General features: G+C 68.8%; 19 protein-coding genes. 13 read left to right on the forward strand and 6 right to left on the reverse strand.

The features are described from left to right. Positions 1–85: 85 nt before the first annotated feature. Positions 86–1435: an amidase gene (locus ACO1BU_RS04785; protein WP_424134768.1), complete on the reverse strand. Its 1350-nt coding sequence runs from the start codon at positions 1433–1435 to the stop codon at positions 86–88. A gap of 134 nt (positions 1436–1569) precedes the next feature. Between ACO1BU_RS04785 and ACO1BU_RS04790 the strand changes: the two genes are divergently transcribed. The 3 genes from ACO1BU_RS04790 to ACO1BU_RS04800 are packed head-to-tail and all read left to right on the forward strand — an operon-like array spanning position 1570 to position 4392. Then, positions 1570–2556 (forward strand): TRAP transporter substrate-binding protein, encoded by a 987-nt coding sequence (locus tag ACO1BU_RS04790; RefSeq protein ID WP_424134769.1) that lies wholly within the window; start codon positions 1570–1572, stop codon positions 2554–2556. A gap of 2 nt (positions 2557–2558) precedes the next feature. Beyond that, on the forward strand, positions 2559–3092 hold the full coding sequence (locus ACO1BU_RS04795) for a TRAP transporter small permease (RefSeq protein ID WP_424134770.1): 534 nt from the start codon (positions 2559–2561) through the stop codon (positions 3090–3092). Between the two features lie 19 nt (positions 3093–3111). Continuing rightward, positions 3112–4392, forward strand: coding sequence for a TRAP transporter large permease (locus ACO1BU_RS04800; protein WP_424134771.1), 1281 nt, complete (start codon positions 3112–3114; stop codon positions 4390–4392). A gap of 7 nt (positions 4393–4399) precedes the next feature. On the opposite strand, the gene ACO1BU_RS04805 is transcribed toward ACO1BU_RS04800, so the two are convergent. Next, a complete protein-coding gene (locus tag ACO1BU_RS04805; protein WP_424134772.1) occupies positions 4400–5380 on the reverse strand; it encodes a Bug family tripartite tricarboxylate transporter substrate binding protein in 981 nt (326 codons plus the stop codon). Next, positions 5380–6360, reverse strand: a complete 981-nt coding sequence (locus ACO1BU_RS04810) for a Bug family tripartite tricarboxylate transporter substrate binding protein (RefSeq protein ID WP_424134773.1) — start codon at positions 6358–6360, stop codon at positions 5380–5382. The genes ACO1BU_RS04805 and ACO1BU_RS04810 overlap by 1 nt, the downstream gene beginning before the upstream one ends. Before the next feature lie 96 nt (positions 6361–6456). Between ACO1BU_RS04810 and ACO1BU_RS04815 the strand changes: the two genes are divergently transcribed. From ACO1BU_RS04815 to ACO1BU_RS04855, 9 genes are all read left to right on the forward strand, one after another. Then, on the forward strand, positions 6457–8016 hold the full coding sequence (locus ACO1BU_RS04815; RefSeq protein WP_424134774.1) for a sulfatase-like hydrolase/transferase: 1560 nt from the start codon (positions 6457–6459) through the stop codon (positions 8014–8016). Between the two features lie 74 nt (positions 8017–8090). Beyond that, complete coding sequence (locus ACO1BU_RS04820) at positions 8091–8936, forward strand: NAD-dependent epimerase/dehydratase family protein (protein WP_424134775.1); 846 nt, start codon at positions 8091–8093, stop codon at positions 8934–8936. A gap of 5 nt (positions 8937–8941) precedes the next feature. Then, positions 8942–9781: an aldose epimerase family protein gene (locus ACO1BU_RS04825; protein WP_424134776.1), complete on the forward strand. Its 840-nt coding sequence runs from the start codon at positions 8942–8944 to the stop codon at positions 9779–9781. 251 nt (positions 9782–10032) lie between these two features. Then, complete coding sequence (locus tag ACO1BU_RS04830) at positions 10033–11169, forward strand: FAD-dependent oxidoreductase (protein ID WP_424134777.1); 1137 nt, start codon at positions 10033–10035, stop codon at positions 11167–11169. Next, complete coding sequence (locus tag ACO1BU_RS04835) at positions 11166–12749, forward strand: acyl-CoA dehydrogenase family protein (protein ID WP_424134778.1); 1584 nt, start codon at positions 11166–11168, stop codon at positions 12747–12749. The genes ACO1BU_RS04830 and ACO1BU_RS04835 overlap by 4 nt, the downstream gene beginning before the upstream one ends. 102 nt (positions 12750–12851) lie before the next feature. Further along, positions 12852–14399 carry a phytoene desaturase family protein gene (gene crtI / locus ACO1BU_RS04840; protein ID WP_424134779.1) on the forward strand — a complete coding sequence of 516 codons (1548 nt, stop codon included), beginning with the start codon at positions 12852–12854 and terminating at the stop codon, positions 14397–14399. A gap of 5 nt (positions 14400–14404) precedes the next feature. Continuing rightward, positions 14405–16003: a phytoene desaturase family protein gene (locus ACO1BU_RS04845; protein WP_424134780.1), complete on the forward strand. Its 1599-nt coding sequence runs from the start codon at positions 14405–14407 to the stop codon at positions 16001–16003. Between the two features lie 4 nt (positions 16004–16007). Beyond that, the gene (locus ACO1BU_RS04850; RefSeq protein ID WP_424134781.1) at positions 16008–16805 is read left to right on the forward strand and encodes a lysophospholipid acyltransferase family protein; all 798 of its coding nucleotides are present in this window, start codon (positions 16008–16010) and stop codon (positions 16803–16805) included. After that, complete coding sequence (locus tag ACO1BU_RS04855) at positions 16802–17896, forward strand: glycosyltransferase family 2 protein (RefSeq protein WP_424134782.1); 1095 nt, start codon at positions 16802–16804, stop codon at positions 17894–17896. Before ACO1BU_RS04850 ends, ACO1BU_RS04855 begins: the two co-directional genes overlap by 4 nt. 7 nt (positions 17897–17903) lie before the next feature. On the opposite strand, the gene ACO1BU_RS04860 is transcribed toward ACO1BU_RS04855, so the two are convergent. After that, on the reverse strand, positions 17904–18563 hold the full coding sequence (locus tag ACO1BU_RS04860) for a DsbA family oxidoreductase (protein WP_424134783.1): 660 nt from the start codon (positions 18561–18563) through the stop codon (positions 17904–17906). A 174-nt stretch (positions 18564–18737) separates the two neighbouring features. Between ACO1BU_RS04860 and ACO1BU_RS04865 the strand changes: the two genes are divergently transcribed. Continuing rightward, a complete protein-coding gene (locus ACO1BU_RS04865) occupies positions 18738–19514 on the forward strand; it encodes an SH3 domain-containing protein (RefSeq protein ID WP_424134784.1) in 777 nt (258 codons plus the stop codon). A gap of 71 nt (positions 19515–19585) precedes the next feature. Here ACO1BU_RS04865 and ACO1BU_RS04870 read toward each other — a convergent pair whose 3' ends face one another. Continuing rightward, positions 19586–19909 carry a DUF2934 domain-containing protein gene (locus tag ACO1BU_RS04870; protein WP_424134785.1) on the reverse strand — a complete coding sequence of 108 codons (324 nt, stop codon included), beginning with the start codon at positions 19907–19909 and terminating at the stop codon, positions 19586–19588. A 325-nt stretch (positions 19910–20234) separates the two neighbouring features. Further along, a complete protein-coding gene (locus tag ACO1BU_RS04875) occupies positions 20235–20480 on the reverse strand; it encodes a WGxxGxxG family protein (protein WP_424134786.1) in 246 nt (81 codons plus the stop codon). Positions 20481–20690: the final 210 nt, after the last annotated feature.

Here is a 20690-nt window from a genome sequence, read left to right on the forward strand (position 1 = left end):
GGCGGTGGCTTCTCGGTCGCTCCGGCGGCTGAGAAGCAGATCCGAAGAGAAGGGAGGCCGGGGGAGTTCGCTCCCCCGGCCTTTTTCATGCGACCCGAAGAGCGGCCTCGACGGCCTGCGCCACGGAGAAGAGCCGTGTGTCGCCGCCATGCTCGCCCATCAGCATCAGCCCGACCGGGGCGTCGCCCGGCGCATGGCAGGGAATGCTGATGGAGCAGCGGTCTAGGAAGTTTCCGACTGCCGTGTTCCGCAGCAGCAGCAGGTTGATGCGGCTGAAGTCCTCCGCCGAGGCCAGCTCCGCGATCGTGGGCGGCGTCAGCGGGCAGGTCGGGGCGACGATGGCATCGAAGACAGCGGTGCGCGGGGCCAGGGCGGCGATGATCCGCTGGCGTTCGGCCATCAGGGTGATCAGATCGGCGGCGGTCATCGAGGCGCCACGCTCGATGCGGGCCAGGATCAGCGGGTCGTAGCGGTCGCGCGCCCGGCCGATCAGGTCGCGGTGCAGGGCCCAGGATTCGGCCGCCGCGAAGCCGCCGGTGGCGTTGGCGGCGGGAATCTCCGCAATCTCGGGCAGGGCGACGTCGATCAGCTTCGCCCCGGCGGCCTCCAGGCGGCGGAGGGCGATGTCGAAGGCGCTGATGACCGGCTGGGCCAGGCCGTCGAAGAGGAAGGTCGCGCTGGGCACGCCCAGGCGCAGCCCTTCCAGCGGCATGGCGGCGGGCGGGGTGGCGTCCTCGGCACCGGCCATTACAGCGTCCAGGATGGCGCAGCAGGCGACGCTGGGTGCCAGCGGCCCGATGCTGTCGAGCGTGGTGGAGAGCGGGAAAGCCCCGGTGGTGGGTACGCGCCTGGACGTGGGCTTGTAGCCCGTGATGCCGCAGAGCGCGGCCGGGACGCGGCAGGAGCCGCCGGTATCGGAACCGATGGCGCCGAAGCCCATGCGATCCGCCACGGCGACAGCGGCGCCGGAGGAGGAGCCGCCGGGGACGTGGCCGGTCGCGCGGTTATAGGGTGAGCGCGGCGTGCCGTAATGCGGATTCAGGCCGGTGCCGGAGAAGGCGAATTCCACCATGTTCGTGCGGCCGAGCACGACGAAGCCAGCGCGCTCCAGCCGCGCAATGGCAGGGGCTGTGGCGGTGGCGGGCGGCTCGTTGCCCCGGGCGACCGAGCCGGCGGCGGTGACGACGCCGGCCTGGTCGAACAGGTCCTTGATGCTGATCGGGATGCCCGCATAGGGGCTGGGGGCACGGTTGGCACGGCGCAGCGCGTCCATGGCGCCAGCGGCGGCGCGGGCGGCGTCGGCCTGCACCGCCACGAAGGCAAGGGAACCCTCGCCCGCGGGGTCGGTGATCCGGGCGAGCGCTTCCTCAACGAGCTGGACGGAGGTGGTGGTGCCGGCTGCCAGGGCGCGGGCGGCGTCTTCGATGGTCTGCATGGCGCCAGAATGCGTCGGGTCTAACTTGGCGTCCATGCAAGCAGCGTTGACAGTCGCGGGGTGGGCGCAGCAGGCTCGCCATAACCGCCGGGTTACCCAATGAGGAGCCCGAAACGAAACCCGGGAGAGTGTCCATGACGATCCGTGCCCCGCGCCGGGCCGTGCTGCTCGGGGCGCTTGCCGCCCCCTTTATCGCCGGCCGCGCCGCCGCCCAGACCGTTACTTTGCGTTCCGCCGACGTGCATCCGGACGGGTATCCGACCGTCGAGGCGGTGAAGTTCATGAGCAAGCAGGTGGAGGAGCGCTCGGGCGGCCGCGTCCGCATCCAGGTCTATGGCAGCCACACGCTGGGGGAAGAGAAAGACACGCTGGAGCAGACGCGCTTTGGCGTGATCGATCTCAACCGCGTGAATTCCGCCAGCCTGAACAGCCTGGTGCCGGAAACGGTGATCCCCGGCCTGCCTTTCCTGTTCCGCAGCGAGGATCACATGCACCGCGTGCTGGACGGTCCGATCGGCGAGGACATCGCCTCGGGCGTTACACGGCACAACATGATCCCGCTGGCCTATTATGACAGCGGCGCCCGAAGCTTCTACACGCGGGCCAAGCCGATCCACGAACCGGGCGACATGCGCGGGCTGAAGATTCGCGTGCAGCCTTCCGACATGTGGGTGGCAATGATGCGGGCCTTCGGCGCCAACGCCACGCCATTGCCGACGGGCGAAGTTTATTCAGCGCTGCAGACCGGCGTGGTGGACGGGGCGGAGAATAACTACCCCTCCTACCAGTCCTTCCGGCACTTCGAGGTGGCGAAATTCTACTCCTTGTCCGAGCATTCCATGGCGCCGGAGATGCTGGTGATGTCCAAGCGGTCCCATGACCGCCTGCCGAAGGACATTCAGGAGCTGCTGCGCCAGGCTGCGAAGGATAGCGTGCCGGAGATGCGCCGCATGTGGCAGGCGCGCAGCGAGGCAGCGAAGGCGGCGGTGATCGCCGCCGGATCGCAGATCAACGAAATGAATAAGGAGCCCTTCGAGCGCGCCATGGGGCCGGTTTACGACCAGTTCGTGAAGAACGAACGGATGAAGGGCATCGTGGCCCGCATCCGCGAGACGGCCTGACCATGGTGCACCAGGCGCAGCGCGGCTTCTCGGCCGCGTTGGATCTGCTCTGCCGCCTGGCCCTTTTCATTGCAGGCATCGCGCTGGTCGCGATGGTGGTGGTGGTGGGCTACGCGGTCTTCGGGCGCTTTGTGCTGAACGACACCCCTGCCTGGGCTGAGTCAGCCTCGATGCTGCTGATGGCCTGGGTAATCATGGGGGCCTCCGCCGTGGGCGTGCGTGAAGGCTTCCATATGGGCTTCGACACGCTCAAGGCCGTGCTGCCGCGGCCCATCGGCTTTGCCTTCGACGTGATCTCGGATCTCTGCATCACGGCCTTCGGCATCGGCATGGCCTGGTTCGCCGGGGAGCTGGCGGCTGAGGTGGCGGATACCACCCTGCCGACGCTGGGGCTGAACGGCGCAGTGGAATACATGCCGCTCGTGCTGGGCGGCATCCTGATCACGCTGTTCGGGCTGGAGCGGTTGCTCGCTCATGCCGCGGGGCACCTCGCTCCGGCTGATACGCATCCCACCCCTATCTTGACCGACGCCTGAGCGCGTCCGAGGCCATCACATGGATATCGCGGTCCTGCTCGGCAGCTTCACGCTGCTGCTGCTGATCGGTACGCCGGTCGCCTTCGCGCTCGGTATCGCCGCCTTCGTCACCGTGCTCTGGCTGGATCTGCCGGCCGTGGTGGTTTTTCAGCAGATTGCTTCGGGCATGAATGTCTTCTCCATGCTGGCGATCCCCTTCTTCATCTTCGCCGGGGACCTGATGATGCGCGGCCAGATCGCGGACCGGCTGGTAGCGCTGGCCTCCGCCATGGTCGGGCATCTGCGCGGCGGGCTGGGGCAGGTGAATGTCGTGGCCGCCACGCTGTTCGGCGGCGTCTCCGGCTCGGCCGTCGCGGATGCCTCGGCGGTCGGGGGCGTGATGATCCCGCAGATGCGGGCGCGGGGCTACGCACCGGACTATGCAGTGAACGTCACGGCCAATGCGGCGCTGATCGACCTGCTGATTCCGCCCAGCCACAACATGATCCTCTATGTCATCGCCGCCGGCGGGGCCATCAGCGTGGCGGACCTGTTCACCGCCGGGCTGGTCCCAGGCCTGCTGCTGATGCTGGCCATCATGGGCGCGGCCTGGCTGGTGGCGGTGCGCCGCGGCTATCCCCGGGAGAAGTTCCCGGGCTGGGGGGCGCTGCTGCGGTTAACCATCGGCGCGATCCCCGGGCTGATGCTGATCGTGATCATCTTCGCCGGTGTCCGCTCCGGCATCTTCACGGCCACGGAGAGCGCCTGCGTCGCGGTGGTCTACGCGTTGTTGGTGATCGGTCTCGTCTATCGCAGCCTGACCTGGGAAGCCTTCCGGGAGGCGGTGCTGGGCGCGTGCCGCACCTCGGGTATGGTGCTGCTCATCATCGGCACGGCCTCGGCCTTTGGATGGCTCATGGCCCTGATGCAGGTGCCGGCGATGACGGTGGAACTGATGAAGGGCGTGACCGCCGATCCACTGATGATGCTGCTGCTGCTCAACATCGTGCTGCTGCTTCTCGGCACCTTCATGGATATGGCGCCGCTGATCATGATTGGCACGCCGGTGTTCCTGCCGGTCGCGGTGGCGGCGGGGATGGATCCCGTGCAGTTCGGGATCGTGCTGATCCTCAACCTGGGCATCGGGCTGATCACCCCGCCGGTGGGGCCTCTGCTCTTCGTGGCCTGCGCGGTGGGGAAGGTCTCGATGTGGGATGCCACCAAGACCAGCGCGCCCTTCTACATCGCCAGCTTTCTTGTGCTGATGATCGTGACCTACATCCCCTGGGTTTCGCTCTGGCTTCCTTCAGTCTTCCATTAGGCCCAGGTCAGGTCACACGCATTCCCGCCGCCCGCACCACCTCGCCCCAGCGGGGTCGGGCGCGGGCGATCCAGGCGCCCGCCTCGGCTGGCCCGCCGGTGCGGGTGGTGAGGTTCCATTGCGCGAAGCGGGCGCGCACCGGTGGCTCGTCCAGCATCGCGATCGCCAGGGCGGCGATGCGCTGCCGCACCGGCTGCGGCAGACCATTCGGTGCCATCAGCAGATTGGCGAATTCCATGTCGAGCCCGGGGAAGCCCAATTCGGCGATGGTGGGAACAGTTGGCAGCAACTCCAGCCGTTCGGCTCCCGAGGTTGCGAGGGCGCGCACACGGCCGTCCCGCACGAAATCGGGCGCACCGGAAATAGCGAGGAAGCCGATGGGCGCGTTCCCGGCAATGAGGTCGGTCAGCGCCGGCCCGGAGCCGCGATAGGGGACATGCGCGAGGGCCGTTGCCGGCAGGCCGGCGGCCAGGCGCAAAGCCTCCATCGCCAGATGCCCGGGCGTGCCGACACCGCCGGAGGCATAGGCCAGGCCACGGCTTCGTGCCGTTTCCAGCAATTGCGGCAGGGAGGTGATTCCGGAGGAGGGATGCGCCAGCAGCACCTGGGCGAAGGTGCCGAGCAGGGCCACGGGCTCCAGCGCCTCCGGATCGTAACCGAGATCGTCGTAGAGATGCGGGTTCACCGTCAGCGTGCTGTCGATGGTCACCAGCAGGGTACGACCATCGGGGCGGCCGCGTGCCGCCGCCGCGCCCGCGATGTTGCCACCCGCGCCGGCGCGGTTGTCCACCAGCACCGTGCCGCCCCAGGGCGCGTCGGCGCCCGCGCGCGCCATCCGCTCGGCCAGCATACGCCCGATGCCGTCCGAGGCCGCGCCGGGCGGGAAGGGCACGATGATGCGGCCGGGCTCCGGCGCCTGGGCACGGGCGGAGAGGGGGGTGAGGGCGGCGAGGCCGAGTGCGGTGCGGCGTCCGAACCGATTGGCCATCAGCCGACCCTCATGCCGGTGTTGCGCGCGACCTGGCCCCAGCGCGCGTTGGCGGCGGAGATCCAGGCAGCGGCCTCCGCCGGCCCGCCGGCATCGGGTTCCACGGCCCAGGCGGCCAGGCGCTCCCGCGTTTGGGGCTCGGCCACCACGGCGGTGACCAGGGCGGCCCAGTCCCGCTTGGTCTCCTCCGGAACGCCACGCGGTGCCATCAGCACATAGGCGAAGCGGACGTCGAAGCCGGGATGGCCAGACTCCGCCACGGTCGGCGTGTCCGGAAGCAGGGCGAGGCGGCGCGGGCCGGATGCAGCGATGGCGCGCAGCCTTCCGTCCCGCACGAAATCGGCGCCGCCGGAGACAGCGATGAAGCCGGCAGCCACGCGGCCGGCCAGCAGGTCCGTCATCGCCTCGGCATTGCCGCGGAAGGGAACATGCTCCAGCGCGGATTTGGGCAGGTCCAGCGTGCCACGCAGGAACTCCATGGCGAGATGCCCCGGCGATCCGTTGCCGGCAGAGGCGTAGAGCATGGGCTGCTTCTGCGCGGCGCGCACGAAGCCTGCCAGGTCGGTAATCCCCGTGGAGGGATGCACCAGCAATGCCAATGGGAAAGTTCCGGCGATGGCGACAGGTTCCACATCGCGCGCCGGGTCGAAGCCGGGATTGGCATAGAGATGCGGGTTGAGGCTGAAGGTCGTGTCGATGGCCAGCAGCAGCGTGCGGCCATCGGCCGGGGCGCGGGCCAGGGCGGCGGCAGCGATGTTGCCGTTGGCGCCCGCGCGGTTCTCCACCACCACCGTGTTGCGGATCCTGCCGCCAACCCCGCGTGATGCGCCATCGGCCAGGAGCCGCGCGACGCCATCCAGCGCCGCGCCGGGCGGGAAGGCTGCGATGATGCGGATGGGTTCGCCCTGTGCCAGCGCCGGGCCGGATGCCGCCGCGCCGACCGCCATGGCCACGAGCGCACGACGTGTGATTCCTGGCATTCGCCGCTCCTCCCCTGCTCAAACCCGCCGGTCTGGCGCCGGCGTCTGCATGGGGATAACTATGGAAGCGGGAAACGACCAGGGGCAAGCTAGGGCATGACCGCGCGCAACGTTCTGTTCGTGATGGCGGACCAGTTCCGCTGGGATCACATGTCCTGCGCCGGGCACCCGCATCTGCCAACGCCGAATCTGGACGCGCTCGCCGCGCGTGGTGTGCGCTTCGCTCAGGCCTATGTGCAGTCCGGCATCTGCGGGCCATCGCGCATGTCCTACTACACCGGCCGCTACGTCTCCTCGCATGGCGCGACGCATAACCGCGTACCGCTTTCGGTGGGGGAGGTGACCTTGGGCTGGCATCTGCGGGAGTCCGGGCGGATGCTGGCACTGGCCGGCAAGACGCATGTGCTGCCGGATGCGCGGGGCATGAAGCGCCTGAACCTCGATGGGCAGCACGATCTGAAGGCGCTGCTGGACGAGGGCTGGTTCACCCTGGTGGACCGGCATGACGGGCATCATGGCGAACCCGATTCAGCCTATGCCGATTGGCTGCGCGCAAAGGGCTATGACAGCCCCGATCCCTGGACGGATTACGTGATCTCGGTCGATGGGCCGGAAGGGCCGCGATCCGGATGGAAGATGCGCAACGCCCGCCTGCCCGCGCGTGTGCGGGAGGAGCACAGCGAAACTGCCTACACCACCGATGTCGCCATCCGCTTTATGGAGGAGCAGGGCGACCAGCCCTGGGTGCTGCACCTCTCCTATGTGAAGCCGCACTGGCCTTATGTCGCGCCCGCGCCCTACCACGCGATGTTCGGGCCGGAGGATTGCCTGCCGGTGGTGCGCGGCGAGGCGGAGCGGGGGCCGGAGGCGCATCCTGTGCTGCGCGAGTTCCAGAATGAGGAGGTGGCGCAGAATTTCGCCCGCGACGAGACAGTCGCGACCGTGCGCCCGACCTACCAGGGCCTGATCAAGCAACTCGATGATCACCTCGGCCGCGTCTGGGAGGCGATGGAGCGGCTGGGGCGCTGGAAGGACACGTTGGTCGTGTTCTGCTCCGATCATGGCGACTATCTCGGCGATCACTGGCTCGGCGAGAAGGAGTTGTTCCACGACTGCATCCAGCGCGTGCCCTTCATCCTCTACGATCCGTCACCCGAAGCGGATGCGACGCGCGGCACCGTGGAGCACCGCTTGGCCGAGGCGATCGACGTGGTGCCGACCGTGCTGGACGCGCTGAAGCTGGACCCGGCCGAGCACCTGATGGATGGCCGCTCCCTCCTGCCCATCACCAGGGGCCAGGAGGTGGCCTGGCGCGACGCCGCCTTCTCGGAACTGGACTGGACGTTCCGTGGCGCCCGCCGGCGCCTGGGCCTGCCGACCGGGCATCACCATGCCTGGATGGTCCGCACCCCTCGCTGGAAATACATCCACTGGACGGACGGGCTGCGGCCCATGCTGTTCGACCTGGAGGCCGATCCGGACGAGCTACGGGATCTGGGCGCCGATCCCTCGCTGGAAGACGTACGGCAGGCCATGCGGGAGCGGCTGCTTCTCTGGTTCCAGGGGCTGAAGCGGCGCACCACCCTGACCTGGGCCGAGGCGGAGCTGCGCACCGACAGTCACAAGCGCGCGGGTGTGTTCCTGGGGGAGTGGTAGGGCGGGGCAGGGTGCTTCACGCCGCCCGCGGGGCAGGCCACCATATGCCCCAGGATTCGGGGGAGAATGACGAAATGTCCGCTGCCAAGGAGCGGCCGGTCCTGCTGACCGGAGCATCCGGCAATCTGGGCCGCGCCCTGAGCAAGGCCTTGGGGGCCGCGGGCTGGACCTTGCGGCTGACGGATATCGCGCCCTTCCCGGACGAGCTGCCGAAGGGGGCGCGCTTCACTCAGGCGGATCTGAATGACGGCGTGACCGTCCTGCGCCTGGCCGAGGGCTGCCAGGCCATCCTGCATTTCGGCGGCATCAGCACGGAGCATCCCTTTGAAGTGGTGCTGGGCCCCAATATTCGCGGCCTCTACCACATCTATGAGGCGGCGCGCCGGGAGAAGGCTCGCGTTCTTTTTGCCAGCAGCAATCACGCCATCGGCTTCCATGAGAGGCCAACCGGCAATGGCGAATTGCTGGACGCCGACTGCGCATTCCGGCCTGACACCTTTTACGGACTCTCCAAGGCCTATGGAGAGCTGATGGGGCGGATGTACTGGGACAAGCATGGGGTGGAGAACCTGAACCTCCGCATCGGCTCCTCCTTTCCCGAGCCTGCGGATGCGCGGATGCTCTCCACCTGGCTGTCCTATGATGACCTCGCGCGGGTGGCGGAGAAGTTCCTCACCGCGCCGCGGGTTGGGCATGCAGTGGTCTGGGGCGCCTCGAAGAACCCGGCCACCTACTGGGGCAAGGACCATCGCGATCGTATCGGCTGGGAGCCGCAGGATTCCGCCGAGCCCTTCCGCGAGAAGGTGGGCGGCAAGGTTTCCAAGAACCCGGTGGCGGAGCGCTATCAGGGCGGCAGCTACACGGCGATGGATTACACGCGAGAAAAGCCCTCTCCGAAGGATCAGTTCTCGCTGGATTGACCGCTATGCTGGAAATCGCAGGCGGTGCCTGGCGCGCGGCGCTGTTGCCGGAGCGTGGCGGCGCGCTGGCCATGCTGACCCATGCCGGGCGCGATGTGCTGATGCCGCTGCCCATCGGAGCGGATCCGAACGATGCCTGGGCCGGCGCCTTCCTGATGCTTCCCTGGACCAACCGCCTGGATGAGGGGCAGCTGCCCTATCCCGGCGGTGTCCATCACTTCTATTGCAACCGCGTGGCGGAGCGCACGGCGCTGCACGGCCTGTCGCGCGAGCATCCCTGGCAGGTGGAGAGCGCCGCGCCCGACCGCGCCGTGCTGGTGCAAAGGGTGAATGAAGCGCCCTATCGCTACGACGCGCGGCTGGAGGTCGCGCTGGGAGAGGATTTCTCGCTGGTGCTGTCGGTGACGAATCAGGGAACTGACGGCATGCCCTTCGGCACGGGCTGGCACCCGTTCTTCGTTCGCCCGCCCGGTACGCACCTGTCTTTCCATGCAACCGGCACGCTGGCGCGGGATGACCGCAACCTGCCGGTGGCCGAGACGGCATCGCAAGGTGTTTCGGGCGGGGAGGAAGCCTATACGGGCCTCGACACCCATTACACGGGCTGGGATGGCGTCGCGCATCTCACCTTGGGCGAGGCCGGCTTCTTACTGCGCGGGGAGGGTGCATGGTCGCGCAACCTCCAGGTCTTCGCACCCCATGGTGCCGCCGTGATCTGCGTGGAGCCGGTGAGCCATGTGCCGGATGTGGTGAACCGCCCGTCCTTCGCCGCGCTGGGCGATATGTGCCATCTCAGGCAAGGCGAGACGATGAGGGGAGGCGTCTCGCTGTCGCGCGTCCGATGACGCGAGGCAATCTGCAATTCCGGGAGTTGCACAGGCCTTCGACCGCAAGCTCTCGGAGAAGCGCATCATACCATCCGCTACGATCAGCGGGGCGGGCGCGCGGGGCCGGAAGGCCGGCGGGCGTGAACCATGTGAATGGGTGGGCGGCGCCAAGCCAAGGCTGAGCAGCACGGCCCGGAAGACCCTCATGGGCCGTTGATCCGGGGCAGGGCCGGGTTCCGTCCGGTCGCGTGTCGAGTCAGGATGGGCGGATGGGAAACGTGCTCGTCCTCGGGGCTGGTATCATGGGCCTCTCCACTGCCTGGGCGCTGGAGGGTGCCGGCCATCATGTGACGGTGGTGGAGCAGGACGAGCGCCCTAATCCGCGCGGCGCTTCGGTGGATGATCATCGCCTGATCCGCCACGCCTATGGCACGGCCACCGGCTATATGCGGATGGTGGACGAGGCCTATGAGGCCTGGGATGCGCTCTTCGACGCGATCGGGGAACGGCCCTATGCCGAGACGGGGGTGTTGGCCCTGGCGGGGGCTGCCATGCCGGAGGCGGACTGGTTCGACGCCAGCTTGCAGGCGCTGCGGGGGCATGGGCATGCCGTCGGCGATCTCTCGCCGGACCAGCTGGATACCCTCTTCCCCTGGCTGCGCCCCGATCAGGTGCCCCGGGCCTTCCTCGCGCCACGCGGCGGTGTGCTGATGGCACGTCGGATCGTGGCGGCGCTGTCGCGGCATCTGGAAGGACGCGGCGTGCGCTTCCTCCGAGCCCGCGCGACCCGGGTCGATGCCGCACGGGCGCGGCTGGATCTTTCAGACGGCACGCAACTCGGAGGGGACCAACTCGTCGTCGCAGCTGGCCCCTGGGCGCCGCGGCTGCTGCCGGAACTGGCCGGGCGCGTGGTGCCGTCGCGCCAGATCATTGTCTATCTCGACCCCCCGGCGGAGCATCGCGAGGCCTGGGCACGCGCGCCGATGGTGCTGGACCTGTCGGAGGAGGGCGGCTTTTACGCCGTGCCGCCCGTGCTCGGCGGCGGGTTGAAAATCGGCGACCACCGCTTCTCCTGCCAGGGCGATGCCGACGACCCGCGCGCGGCCAGTGCGGAGGAGCGCGACGGCATCCTGGCCCTGGCATTACCGCGCCTGCGGAACGCCGAAGCCTATCGCGTGGTCGAGGCGCGTGCCTGCTACTACGATGTGGAGGCGCAGGAGCGCTTCGTGGTCGAGCCGCTTTCCGACCGCTGCGTGGTGATGAGCGGCTTCTCCGGCCATGGCTTCAAGTTCGGACCCGTGCTGGGTCGCGTAGTGGCGGCAGCGCTGGACGATCCCGCGCGCATGGCGGCGCTGCCGCGCTGGGCGGCTGGCCTGGACATGCAGGAGAAGGATGTGGCCGCATGATGAGCGCTCCTGAAGCCCTGTCCTCCGCGCTGACGCGGCTGCATGGCCTGCCGGCCCTGTCGGAGCGCCTCGGTACGCCGCTTTCGGCCGAGGATGTGTCGGCGGTGCTGGGCGAAGCATTCCGCTTCGCCGAGGAGCGCATCGCGCCGGGCCGGATGGAAGCCGATCGCGCGGGCTGTGTGCTGGAGAATGGCCGCGTCCGTACCCCGCCGCACTATGCCGGGCTGCTGAGGGAATGGCGCGAGGCCGGGTGGCAGGGTGTTGCCGCACCCACCGCGCATGGTGGCCAGGGCCTGCCTCACGCCCTGTGGGCCGCGGTGCTCGAGATGGTGTCCTCCGCCGATATGGCCTTCGGGCTGATGCCGTTGCTGACGGCGGGCGCCATCGAGCTCCTGGCGCATCACGCGACACCCGACCAGGCCGCGCGCTTCCTGCCGCCGCTGATCTCCGCCACCTGGAATGGCACCATGGCACTGACCGAGCCGCAGGCGGGCAGCGACCTTTCCGCCATCCGCACCCGCGCCGTGCCGGATGGGGATGGTTACCGCATCAGCGGCCAGAAGATCTTCATCACCTGGGGCGAGAATGACATCGCGGAGAACACGCTTCATCTCGTTCTCGCCCGCCTGCCGGATGCGCCGGCGGGGTCACGCGGGATCAGCCTTTTCGCCTGCCCGAAGATCCTGCCGGACGGGCGGCGCAACAGCCTGCGCTGCGGCGGTATCGAGCACAAGGCGGGCATCCACGGCTCCCCGACCTGCATCATGCTCTTCGAGGATGCGGAGGCCGAGCTGGTCGGAGAGGTGAACAGGGGCCTGCCCGCCATGTTCGCCATGATGAACGCCGCGCGCCTCGCCGTGGGGGTGGAGGGCGTCGGCCAATGCGCCCGCGCGACCATTCTCGCCGAAGCTTATGCGGCGGAGCGCGTGCAGGGCGGCCAGCCCATCGCCTCCTATCCCGATGTCGTGCGGATGCTGGGCGAGATGCGCGTCATGACCCAGGCCGCGCGGCTGCTGGCGCTGGACTGCGCCGTTTCCCTGGACCGCGCGCGGGCAGGGGAGGCGGGAGCGGAGACGCGGGTCGCCCTGCTGACGCCCATCGTGAAGGCCTGGTGCACCGATCGTGGTGTGGAGGTGGCCAGCCTCGGCATCCAGCTGCATGGCGGCGCCGGCTATATCGAGGAAACCGGCGCGGCACAGATCTGGCGCGACGCCCGGATCGCACCGATCTACGAGGGAACCAACGGCATCCAGGCCATGGACCTGGTGGTCCGCAAGCTGCCGCGTGACCTTCCTGCCTTCCTGGCGTTGTTGCAGGAAGTAGGAGGCGCCGACCCCGCCCTGGAGGCGCCGGCGCAGGCCCTTGCCCGGGCCGCGGAGGAGTTGGCAACCGCGCCGGCGGAGCGGGCGGGTGGCGCGGCCGCGCCTTTCCTCGATGCCGCCGGTTGGCTGCTGGGCGGTGCCTGGCTGGCCCGCGCCGCGGCCGCCGATCCGGCATTCGCGCCTGAGGCCGGATTCTTCCTCCGCCGCCTTCTGCCGCGTGCCCAGGCCCGGCTCGTAGAGGCCATGGCACCCGTCTGAACCGTTCACGCCTTCGAAAGCACCGGGCCCAGGGTTGGGAAGAGCCCTTGCGCGTTCGTCATCCGCCCAAACATCCTCGCAGTCCAAGCCCGTTGGAGTCCGATGAACGCCCTCAGTCGCCCCGCCCTGCGTCCCGAACGGCCGCATGCCGTTGTCATCGGGGCGGGCCCGGGCGGGCTTGCCTCCGCCATGCTGTTGGCCGCACGCGGGCTGCGCGTGACGGTGCTGGAGAAAGACAGGGTGATCGGTGGCCGCAGCCGCACCATCGAGGCACCGGGGGGGTATCGCTTCGATCTCGGCCCCACCTTCTTCCTCTATCCCCGCATCCTGGCGGAAATTTTTGCCGAATGCGGTGCCCAGCTGGAGGAGGAGGTGGAGATGATCCGCCTCGACCCTCAGTACCGCCTGATCTTCGAGAGCGCCGCCGGCAATGTCGCGCTCGACGCCACGCCTGACCTGGCGCGCATGGAGGCGGAGGTGGCGAAGCTCGACCCGCGCGATGCGGCTGGGGTTCGTCCCTTCATGGAGGAGAACCGCCGCAAGCTCGCGGCCTTCCGCCCGGTGCTGGAGCGCGCCTTCACCCGGGCGGCCGATGTGATGGGCGCCGACATGCTGCGCGCCTTGCCGCTGCTTCGGCCCGGCCGTTCGGTGGACACCGATCTGCGCCGCCACTTCCGTGACCCGCGCACGCGGCTCGCCTTCTCCTTCCAGTCGAAATACCTGGGGATGAGCCCGTTCCGCTGCCCCAGCCTGTTCACCATTCTCTCCTTCCTGGAATACGAGCACGGTGTGTTCCACCCGCGCGGCGGCTGCGGAAGCGTGGCGGCGGCGATGGCGCGGGTGGCGGGCGATCTGGGCGTCGAGTTCCGGATGGAAACCCCGGTGGACCGCATCACCTTCGACGGGCGCCGCGCGACGGGCGTAGAAGCCGGTGGTTCCTACATCCCCGCCCATGGGGTGGTGATGAACGCCGATTTCGCCCATGCCATGCCGCGGCTGGTGCCGGATGCGATCCGCCGGAAGTGGTCGGATCAGCGGATCGGAAAGGCCCGCTATTCCTGCTCCACCTTCATGCTCTATCTCGGGGTGGAGGGTGAGTTCCCGGATCTCGGGCATCACACCGTCCTGCTCTCCGAGGATTACCAGCGGAACATCCGGGAAATCGAGCAGGGCACGGTGCCCGACACCCCCTCGCTCTACCTGCACAACCCCGTGGCGACGGACCCGACCATGGCGCCGCCCGGCCATTCCAGCCTGTATCTTCTGGTGCCCGTGCCGAACCTGACGCATGGGCATGAATGGACCGAGGCCGATACGCGCCATTACCGCCAACTGGCGCTGGACCGCCTGCGCGCGCTGGGCGTGCGGGACATCGAATCCCGCATCCGGTTCGAAAAGGTGGTGACGCCGCGCGACTGGCGGGATGAGTTCGCCGTGGGTTATGGCGCCACCTTCAACCTGGCACATGACCTTCGGCAGATGCTCATGTTCCGGCCCGGCAACCGCTTCGGCGACACGCAGGGCCTGTATCTGGTGGGCGGGGGCACTCATCCCGGTTCCGGCCTGCCCGTGATCTATGAAGGGGCGCGGATCAGCGCCGGCCTGCTGCTGCGTGACCTCGGCCACGCACCTGTCTCGACGAGGATCTGAGCACCATGGCGAAGATTGCGGTCATCGGCGGCGGCCTGGGCGGGCTGGCAGCGGCCTGCGTTGCCCAGGCGCGCGGGCATGAGGTGACGCTGTTCGACAAGAACGAGTGGCTGGGCGGCAAGGCGGCGGTGCTTCACCTGGATGCGCCCTCTGAGCCCGGCGGCCGCAATGGCGGCACTTTCCGCTTCGACATGGGCCCGACCATCCTGACAGTGCCCCGTGTGCTGCGCCGCATCTTCGCGGAAGCCGGGCGGGAGCAGGCGCGCGACCTGCCATTGATCCGGCTGGACCCGCAATGGCGCTGCTTTTTCGACGACGGCACGCGCATCGACCTGCGCGAGAATGTCGAGCAGATGGCGCGGGACATGGACGCCTTCGCGCCTGGCAATGGCTCCGGTTATCGCGAATTCCAGAAGATGTCCGAGAACCTGCACCGGATCTCGGAAGGCTTCTTCTTCTGGAAGTCGGTGGAAGGACTGACCGACACGATCGACTTCCGCGCCAATATGCGATCCGACACGCTGAAGGACGTGATGGCGCTGGGGATGGGCAAGACCGTCGCCAAGGTGATCCGTGGCCATGTGCCGGATGCACGCCTGGCGCAGATGCTGGACCATTACTGCCAGTATGTCGGCTCCTCCCCTTACCTCGCTCCTGCCGTTCTCAACAGCATCGGCGACATGCAGGCGAGCGAGGGCATCTGGTATCCCGTGGGCGGCACGCGCGCCGTGGCCGAGGGGCTGGCAAAGCTCGCGGAATCCCTCGGCGCGGAGCTGCGCCCGAACACGGAGGTGACGGGCCTCGACTTGCGCGACAACGGCACGCGCGTCGCGGGCGTGGTGGCGAAAGGGCAGACCATCCCCTTCGATGCCGTGATTTCCAACATGGATGCCATCCGCACCTACAAGGAGCTGGTGGGCGGCAGGACCGGCCGGAAATACGAGAAGAAGGGTTTCGAGCCCGCCTGCTCCGGCGTTGTGCTCTATCTCGGCCTCAATCGCCGCTACGAGCATCTGGCCCACCACGACTTCGTCTTCTCCCGTGATGCGGAAGAGGAGTTCGACGCGATCTATAAGAAGGGTGTTCCGGCGCCCGATCCCACCGCCTATCTGGCAGCGCCCTCTGGCACCGATCCCTCAGTGGCGCCGGATGGTGGGGAAGCGCTCTATGTTCTCGTCCATACACCGCATCTTCGCCCCGGGCAGGATTGGTCGAAGATGCTGCCCGAATACCGCCAGGTCATCCTGAACAAGTTGAAGCGCACGGCGGGAATGGAGGATATCGAGGAGCGCATCGTGGTAGAGCGCGCGCTGACGCCGCAGGACATCCATGACCGCTACAAGGTGCTGGATGGCGCCATCTACGGCCTTGCCTCGCACGGTGCCTGGATGGGCGCCTTCAAGCCGGGCAACCGCTCCCGCGCCGTGAAGGGCCTCTACCTCGCCGGCGGTGCCGCGCATCCCGGGCCGGGCATGCCGATGGTGATGATGTCCGGCTGGATCGCGGCCGATGCGATGGACCAGGACATGGGCGGCCGTGGCATGTCGGCGGAGGCGCGGCGCGCTGGCATCCGGGACGCACTCCTCCCCCAGGCGGCCGAGTAGCGGCATGGCGGAGCCGTCGCCCCTGGCGCTGCGGGATGCACGGCTCTACGCCTTCTTCCACGTCGTGTTCACACGCTTCTTCCGCCGCCATATGGGGGCACTGCGTGTCCCGCCCTGGGGACTGCCCGCCGATAATGGCCGCAGGCCGCTGATCGTGCTGGCGAACCATCCGTCCTGGTGGGACGGCGTGGCCTTCATGCTGCTCTCCGCGCGGCTCTTCCCCACGCGCCAGGTTTTCATCCCGATGGAGGCGGCGGCGCTGGCGAAATACCGCTTCATGCGCCGCCTCGGTGTCTTCGGGATCGAGCCCGGCCCGCGCGGCGCCGTGGCCTTCCTCCGCACCGCGGCGGAGGTGCTGGCCGCCCCGCGCGCCATGCTCTGGATGAACGCGCCCGGCCGCTTCCAGGATGTGCGGGAGCGCCCCGTGGTCATCGCCCCGGGCGTGACGCGCCTGCCGGAGATCACGCCCGATGCGGTGGTCCTGCCGCTCGCGCTCGATTACGTCTTCTGGACCGAGCCGCGGGCGGAAATGCTGGCCGCTTTCGGCACTCCGCTGGAGGCGCGCGACCTGCTGACCCTGGATCGCGAGGCGCGCGAGGCCCGCATCCGCGAGGCGCTGACGGAAACCATGGACCGCCTGACCGCCGAGGCCATCACCCGGGATCCTGCGCGCTTCGTGGTCGTGGCCGAGGGGGCAGAGGGAATGGGCGGCATCTACGATCATTGGCGCCGCTTCACCGCATTGCTGCGTGGCCGCCGCTTCGACCCACGCCACGCCCGACGCGCCGGACGCACCCGATGATGGACCTGCTGGCGCTTTTGATCGCCGCCTTCCCGGCCAGCATGGCCGCCGCAAACTTCGCCTTGCTGGGCCGCGCGGCAGGAGCACCCGCGCCCGGCACCCTCGTCTCCATCCTCATTCCCGCGCGGGACGAGGCGGGCAACATCGCGGCCTGCCTTGACGCCGCCCTGGCCAGCGCGGGCGTGGAGGTGGAGGTTCTGGTGATGGATGACGGATCGCGCGACGCCACGCCCGCGATCGTCGCGGCCCGCGCCGCCAGTGATCCGCGCCTGCGCCTGCTGCACGCGCCTCCCCTGCCGCCCGGCTGGACCGGCAAGGTCCATGCCTGCGCCCGGTTGGCGGAGGCCGCGCGCGGAACACATCTGCTCTTCATCGACGCCGATGTGCGCCTAGCGCCGCAGACGGCGGCGCGTATGGCCGGTCACGCGCAGGCGCAGGATATCGCGCTCGTCACCGGCGTGCCGCGCCAGGTCATAGGCACCCTGGGGGAAGGGCTGACGGTTCCCGCCATCAATCTGCTGATGCTGGGCTATCTTCCCGGCGCCGGCCGCGCCTTCACCATGCATCCGGCCATGGCCGCCGCCTGCGGCCAACTCATCCTGGTGGAACGTGGCGCCTACGAGGCCGTGGGGGGGCATGCCGCCTTTCGCCACCGCCTGCATGATGGGCTGGCCCTGGCCCGCAACCTGCGTACTGCCGGGCACCGCACCGAAGTGGTGAACGGCGCTCCGCTCGCCACCTGCCGCATGTATGGCGGCTTCCGCGAGGCATGGAACGGCTTCCTGAAGAACGCACGGGAAGGCATGGCGACCCCCATCGGCCTGCCCGTCTGGACCGTGCTGCTGGCGGGCGGCCACCTGTTGCCCTGGCTGCTGCTACCGTCGCCGCTGGCTGGCGCGGCCCTGGTCCTGAGCTACCTCACCCGTGCAGCCATCACCTGGCGCGCGCGCGAGCCATCCTGGACGATCCCGCTTCATCCCGCGACCGTCGCGGTGGCGCTGGCAATCCAATGGACGGCGCTGGCCCGGTCCGCCCTTGGCCGCCCGGCCGGATGGAAGGGGCGCGCCTATCGCGCGGCGGACGGGGCCTGAAAGGCCGTCAGGCCATGGCGCGCAGCGCCGCGCGGATCGCCTCCGCCATGGCCTCGGCCGGTTGCGCGCCCGAGATGATAAGCTGCCGGTCCAGGATCACCGCCGGCACGCCGCCCAGCCCTTGGGCTCGGGCAGCGTCGCGCGCCACCTCCGCCGCATAGTCCTCGCTGGCCAGCATGGCGGCGCTGCGGCCCGGCGGCAGGCCGGCGGCATCGCCGATCGCCGCCAGCACGGCCTTGTCGCCGATGTCGCGTCCTTCCGCGAAATAGGCGGAGAAGATTGCCTCGGCCACGCGGTCTGCCAGCGCGGCATCGCCCTCCAGCGCTGCCAGGCGGATCAGGCGATGGCTGTCCAGCGAATTCGGACTGACGGCGATGCGCTCGAAATCGAAGGAGATGCCATCCTTCGCGCCCTCGGCTGCAAGACGTGCATCGAGCTGCCGCCCGCGCTCGACGCTGCCGAACTTTTTCGCCCGGTATTCGGCGCGCGGCATCCCGCCCGGCGGCATATCGGGGTTGAGCTGGAAGGGATGCCACTGCCGGGCGAGGCGCAGCCCTTCCCCGGCCAGCATCGCCATCGCCTGGTCCAGCCTCCGCTTGCCGACCCAGCACCACGGGCAGACCGTATCCACCACGACGAGAAGCATCCGCGGGTCATCCTGGGGCATCGGCCACCTCCACACTTGGTCATGCAGCGAAGGACGCGCAGGGTTGCGCGGCCCAGCAGCTTTCGCTGCGTCGTGCGGAACCATCTTGCCGCAAGATAATGCCACGCCATCGTGAAGTGGAGGCAGGCACGGCCCGCGCGTTCTCACCCCGATGCAAGAGGCCGGTGAAGCGCGATGATACGCAAGGAAGTTTTTGTCGCCGGACTGCTGGCACCCGTGCTGCTCGCCCTCGGCGGGTGCCTGGAAGAGGCGCCGCCCAAAGGGGCGCCGGTGGCGGATCGGGGCGGGATGGAGCGGGTACGGACCGCGGCGGAGGCGCGCGTGCGCGACATCGCGCGCGATCCCGAGGCGCTGCGCTTCCGCGCCGTGGAAACCTATCGCCAGGCCATGCCCGATACCTATGCCGTCTGCGGCCAGGCGACGGTGGTGGGAAGCGGTGTGTTCATCCCCTTCGTCTCCGTCGTGAAGGCCACGAATGGTGGGATGGAGGTGCAGCAGCACGTCGCCCGCACGAATATCGAGGCGACGCGGGTCTATGTGGAAATGGTCAGCCGCTGCTTCGATGGCGGCGGGCCGGTGACCCGTGCTGACGGTATCCAGGTCGCCCAGCCGGCGCCGCCCCTGCCCAGCGGCCTGCCGCTTCTTGACCAGGTGGTGCCGGAGCCGCCTAAGACGCCGGACCTCGTGACCGCCGCCGCGCGGCCGGCGGACAGCCAGTCCTTCAACGGCACGCTGACGATGCGCCAGAACGGCAATATTCGCTCCTCGCCCAATGGCGGTGGCGCGGTGTTGCGCGTTGCCCGCACGGGTTCGGTGCTGAGCATCTACGGCACAGCGCCGGGCGGCTGGTATCAGGTGGGCGAGAACGGGCCGGAGGGTTGGGTGCATGGCAGCCTCGCCTCCGTGCAGCCGGGCATGCTGACCCCGGTGCAGAGCGCCTCGGCGCAGTAGGCACGCATCGAAGCTGGTGGGCCGCCCCGAGCCGCAGGCGCGGCGCCATGGGGCAGCCCGCCACCCGGATATCAGCCGCCAGCGACCCCTTTGGTGACGATGCCGGTACCGCCACAGGCGTCGCAGGCCCGGTTCTCGACACGGCCGGAACCCTGGCACACCGGACAGACATCCTCCCCCGTGCCGGGCGTGCCCGGCGGAGCATCGTCGCCCGGGTTGAGATTGGCCTGCCCCGTAGCTGTTGCGGGGCCCGTGGCCCCTGGCGCCCCCGCGGAACTGAGTTCCTGCTCGGCCTGGAGCCAGTGCTCCTCGTGGCGGCCCTCCGGACGCCCTTGCTGCTCCCACAAAGCGTGGGCGCGTTCCCTGATACGGTCCTGATCTTTTTCTTCCTGCATGGCTCCCTCCCGTCCGCAATCCATCTGCGTAACGCGGAAAGGCAGGAAAGTGACGCAGCCGGTCCATCGGCAAGGCAGCGCTGTCAGTGGTCCTTCCGGAACGACGCGCCTCCTTCCGGCGGCTGCAGCGAATTGGAGGTGCCCGGAATGGGATGACGGGATGATTTCAGCCCGTCATCTTAGCCAAGTGGTGGTGGCCGAAACCCTTTAAGGCAATGCGCAGGTGTCCGGTTGGAAGGCGTAAGCTCCTGCCCGGTCTTGGTCCTGCGCACATTGGTAAGCGGAGGATGGCGGGAAGGCGAACCAGCCCTCCCGCCAGCAAGAATCACCTGTTCATGGTCGAGGTGGTCGTGGCGCGGTTCCGGCCTGACAGGCCAGCAAGGCCGATCAGCCCGAGAAGGCCAAGCAGGCCCCAGTCGAAACCGCGGTCGTCAGTCCGGGTGGTCGTGCCGGCACCGGCGCCCGGGCCGGTCGTACCGCCAGGCGCGGTGGTCTGAGCGATGGCGGCGCTGCCCAGGGTGCAGGCGATAACCGCCGCGAGGGCAGCGGTCTTGGTCCGGTGATGACGCATGAAACCTCCTCCGATTGGTTGAAGCAGCGCCACTGTAACAGCATGACACTTCATCGGTTTCGAAGGATGGGAAGCTATTGCGGCTTCGCGTGGAACGGTGTGGAGACCTTGCCGACGGTCCCGGCACCATTCGGCGAGGGTACTGGAGGCGTTGGTGGTTCGGGTGTCCTCTTCCGTCAAAGCTGGCCGGCCGGGAGCCTGACGGCCACA

Source organism: Roseomonas chloroacetimidivorans (genome assembly GCF_049629625.1).
Lineage (GTDB): Bacteria > Pseudomonadota > Alphaproteobacteria > Acetobacterales > Acetobacteraceae > Roseomonas > Roseomonas chloroacetimidivorans.

What these genes read in the sequence shown, in the direction of transcription:
- ACO1BU_RS04810 (WP_424134773.1), bottom strand. Translation starts at nt 6,360, where the DNA reads ATGCCAGGAATCACACGTCGTGCGCTCGTGGCCATGGCGGTCGGCGCG.
- ACO1BU_RS04800 (WP_424134771.1), top strand. Translation starts at nt 3,112, where the DNA reads ATGGATATCGCGGTCCTGCTCGGCAGCTTCACGCTGCTGCTGCTGATC.
- ACO1BU_RS04795 (WP_424134770.1), top strand. Translation starts at nt 2,559, where the DNA reads ATGGTGCACCAGGCGCAGCGCGGCTTCTCGGCCGCGTTGGATCTGCTC.
- ACO1BU_RS04860 (WP_424134783.1), bottom strand. Translation starts at nt 18,563, where the DNA reads ATGCCCCAGGATGACCCGCGGATGCTTCTCGTCGTGGTGGATACGGTC.
- ACO1BU_RS04865 (WP_424134784.1), top strand. Translation starts at nt 18,738, where the DNA reads ATGATACGCAAGGAAGTTTTTGTCGCCGGACTGCTGGCACCCGTGCTG.
- ACO1BU_RS04845 (WP_424134780.1), top strand. Translation starts at nt 14,405, where the DNA reads ATGGCGAAGATTGCGGTCATCGGCGGCGGCCTGGGCGGGCTGGCAGCG.
- ACO1BU_RS04805 (WP_424134772.1), bottom strand. Translation starts at nt 5,380, where the DNA reads ATGGCCAATCGGTTCGGACGCCGCACCGCACTCGGCCTCGCCGCCCTC.
- ACO1BU_RS04875 (WP_424134786.1), bottom strand. Translation starts at nt 20,480, where the DNA reads ATGCGTCATCACCGGACCAAGACCGCTGCCCTCGCGGCGGTTATCGCC.
- ACO1BU_RS04855 (WP_424134782.1), top strand. Translation starts at nt 16,802, where the DNA reads ATGATGGACCTGCTGGCGCTTTTGATCGCCGCCTTCCCGGCCAGCATG.
- ACO1BU_RS04835 (WP_424134778.1), top strand. Translation starts at nt 11,166, where the DNA reads ATGATGAGCGCTCCTGAAGCCCTGTCCTCCGCGCTGACGCGGCTGCAT.
- ACO1BU_RS04790 (WP_424134769.1), top strand. Translation starts at nt 1,570, where the DNA reads ATGACGATCCGTGCCCCGCGCCGGGCCGTGCTGCTCGGGGCGCTTGCC.
- ACO1BU_RS04850 (WP_424134781.1), top strand. Translation starts at nt 16,008, where the DNA reads ATGGCGGAGCCGTCGCCCCTGGCGCTGCGGGATGCACGGCTCTACGCC.
- ACO1BU_RS04785 (WP_424134768.1), bottom strand. Translation starts at nt 1,435, where the DNA reads ATGCAGACCATCGAAGACGCCGCCCGCGCCCTGGCAGCCGGCACCACC.
- ACO1BU_RS04825 (WP_424134776.1), top strand. Translation starts at nt 8,942, where the DNA reads ATGCTGGAAATCGCAGGCGGTGCCTGGCGCGCGGCGCTGTTGCCGGAG.
- ACO1BU_RS04815 (WP_424134774.1), top strand. Translation starts at nt 6,457, where the DNA reads ATGACCGCGCGCAACGTTCTGTTCGTGATGGCGGACCAGTTCCGCTGG.
- crtI (WP_424134779.1), top strand. Translation starts at nt 12,852, where the DNA reads ATGAACGCCCTCAGTCGCCCCGCCCTGCGTCCCGAACGGCCGCATGCC.
- ACO1BU_RS04820 (WP_424134775.1), top strand. Translation starts at nt 8,091, where the DNA reads ATGTCCGCTGCCAAGGAGCGGCCGGTCCTGCTGACCGGAGCATCCGGC.
- ACO1BU_RS04830 (WP_424134777.1), top strand. Translation starts at nt 10,033, where the DNA reads ATGGGAAACGTGCTCGTCCTCGGGGCTGGTATCATGGGCCTCTCCACT.
- ACO1BU_RS04870 (WP_424134785.1), bottom strand. Translation starts at nt 19,909, where the DNA reads ATGCAGGAAGAAAAAGATCAGGACCGTATCAGGGAACGCGCCCACGCT.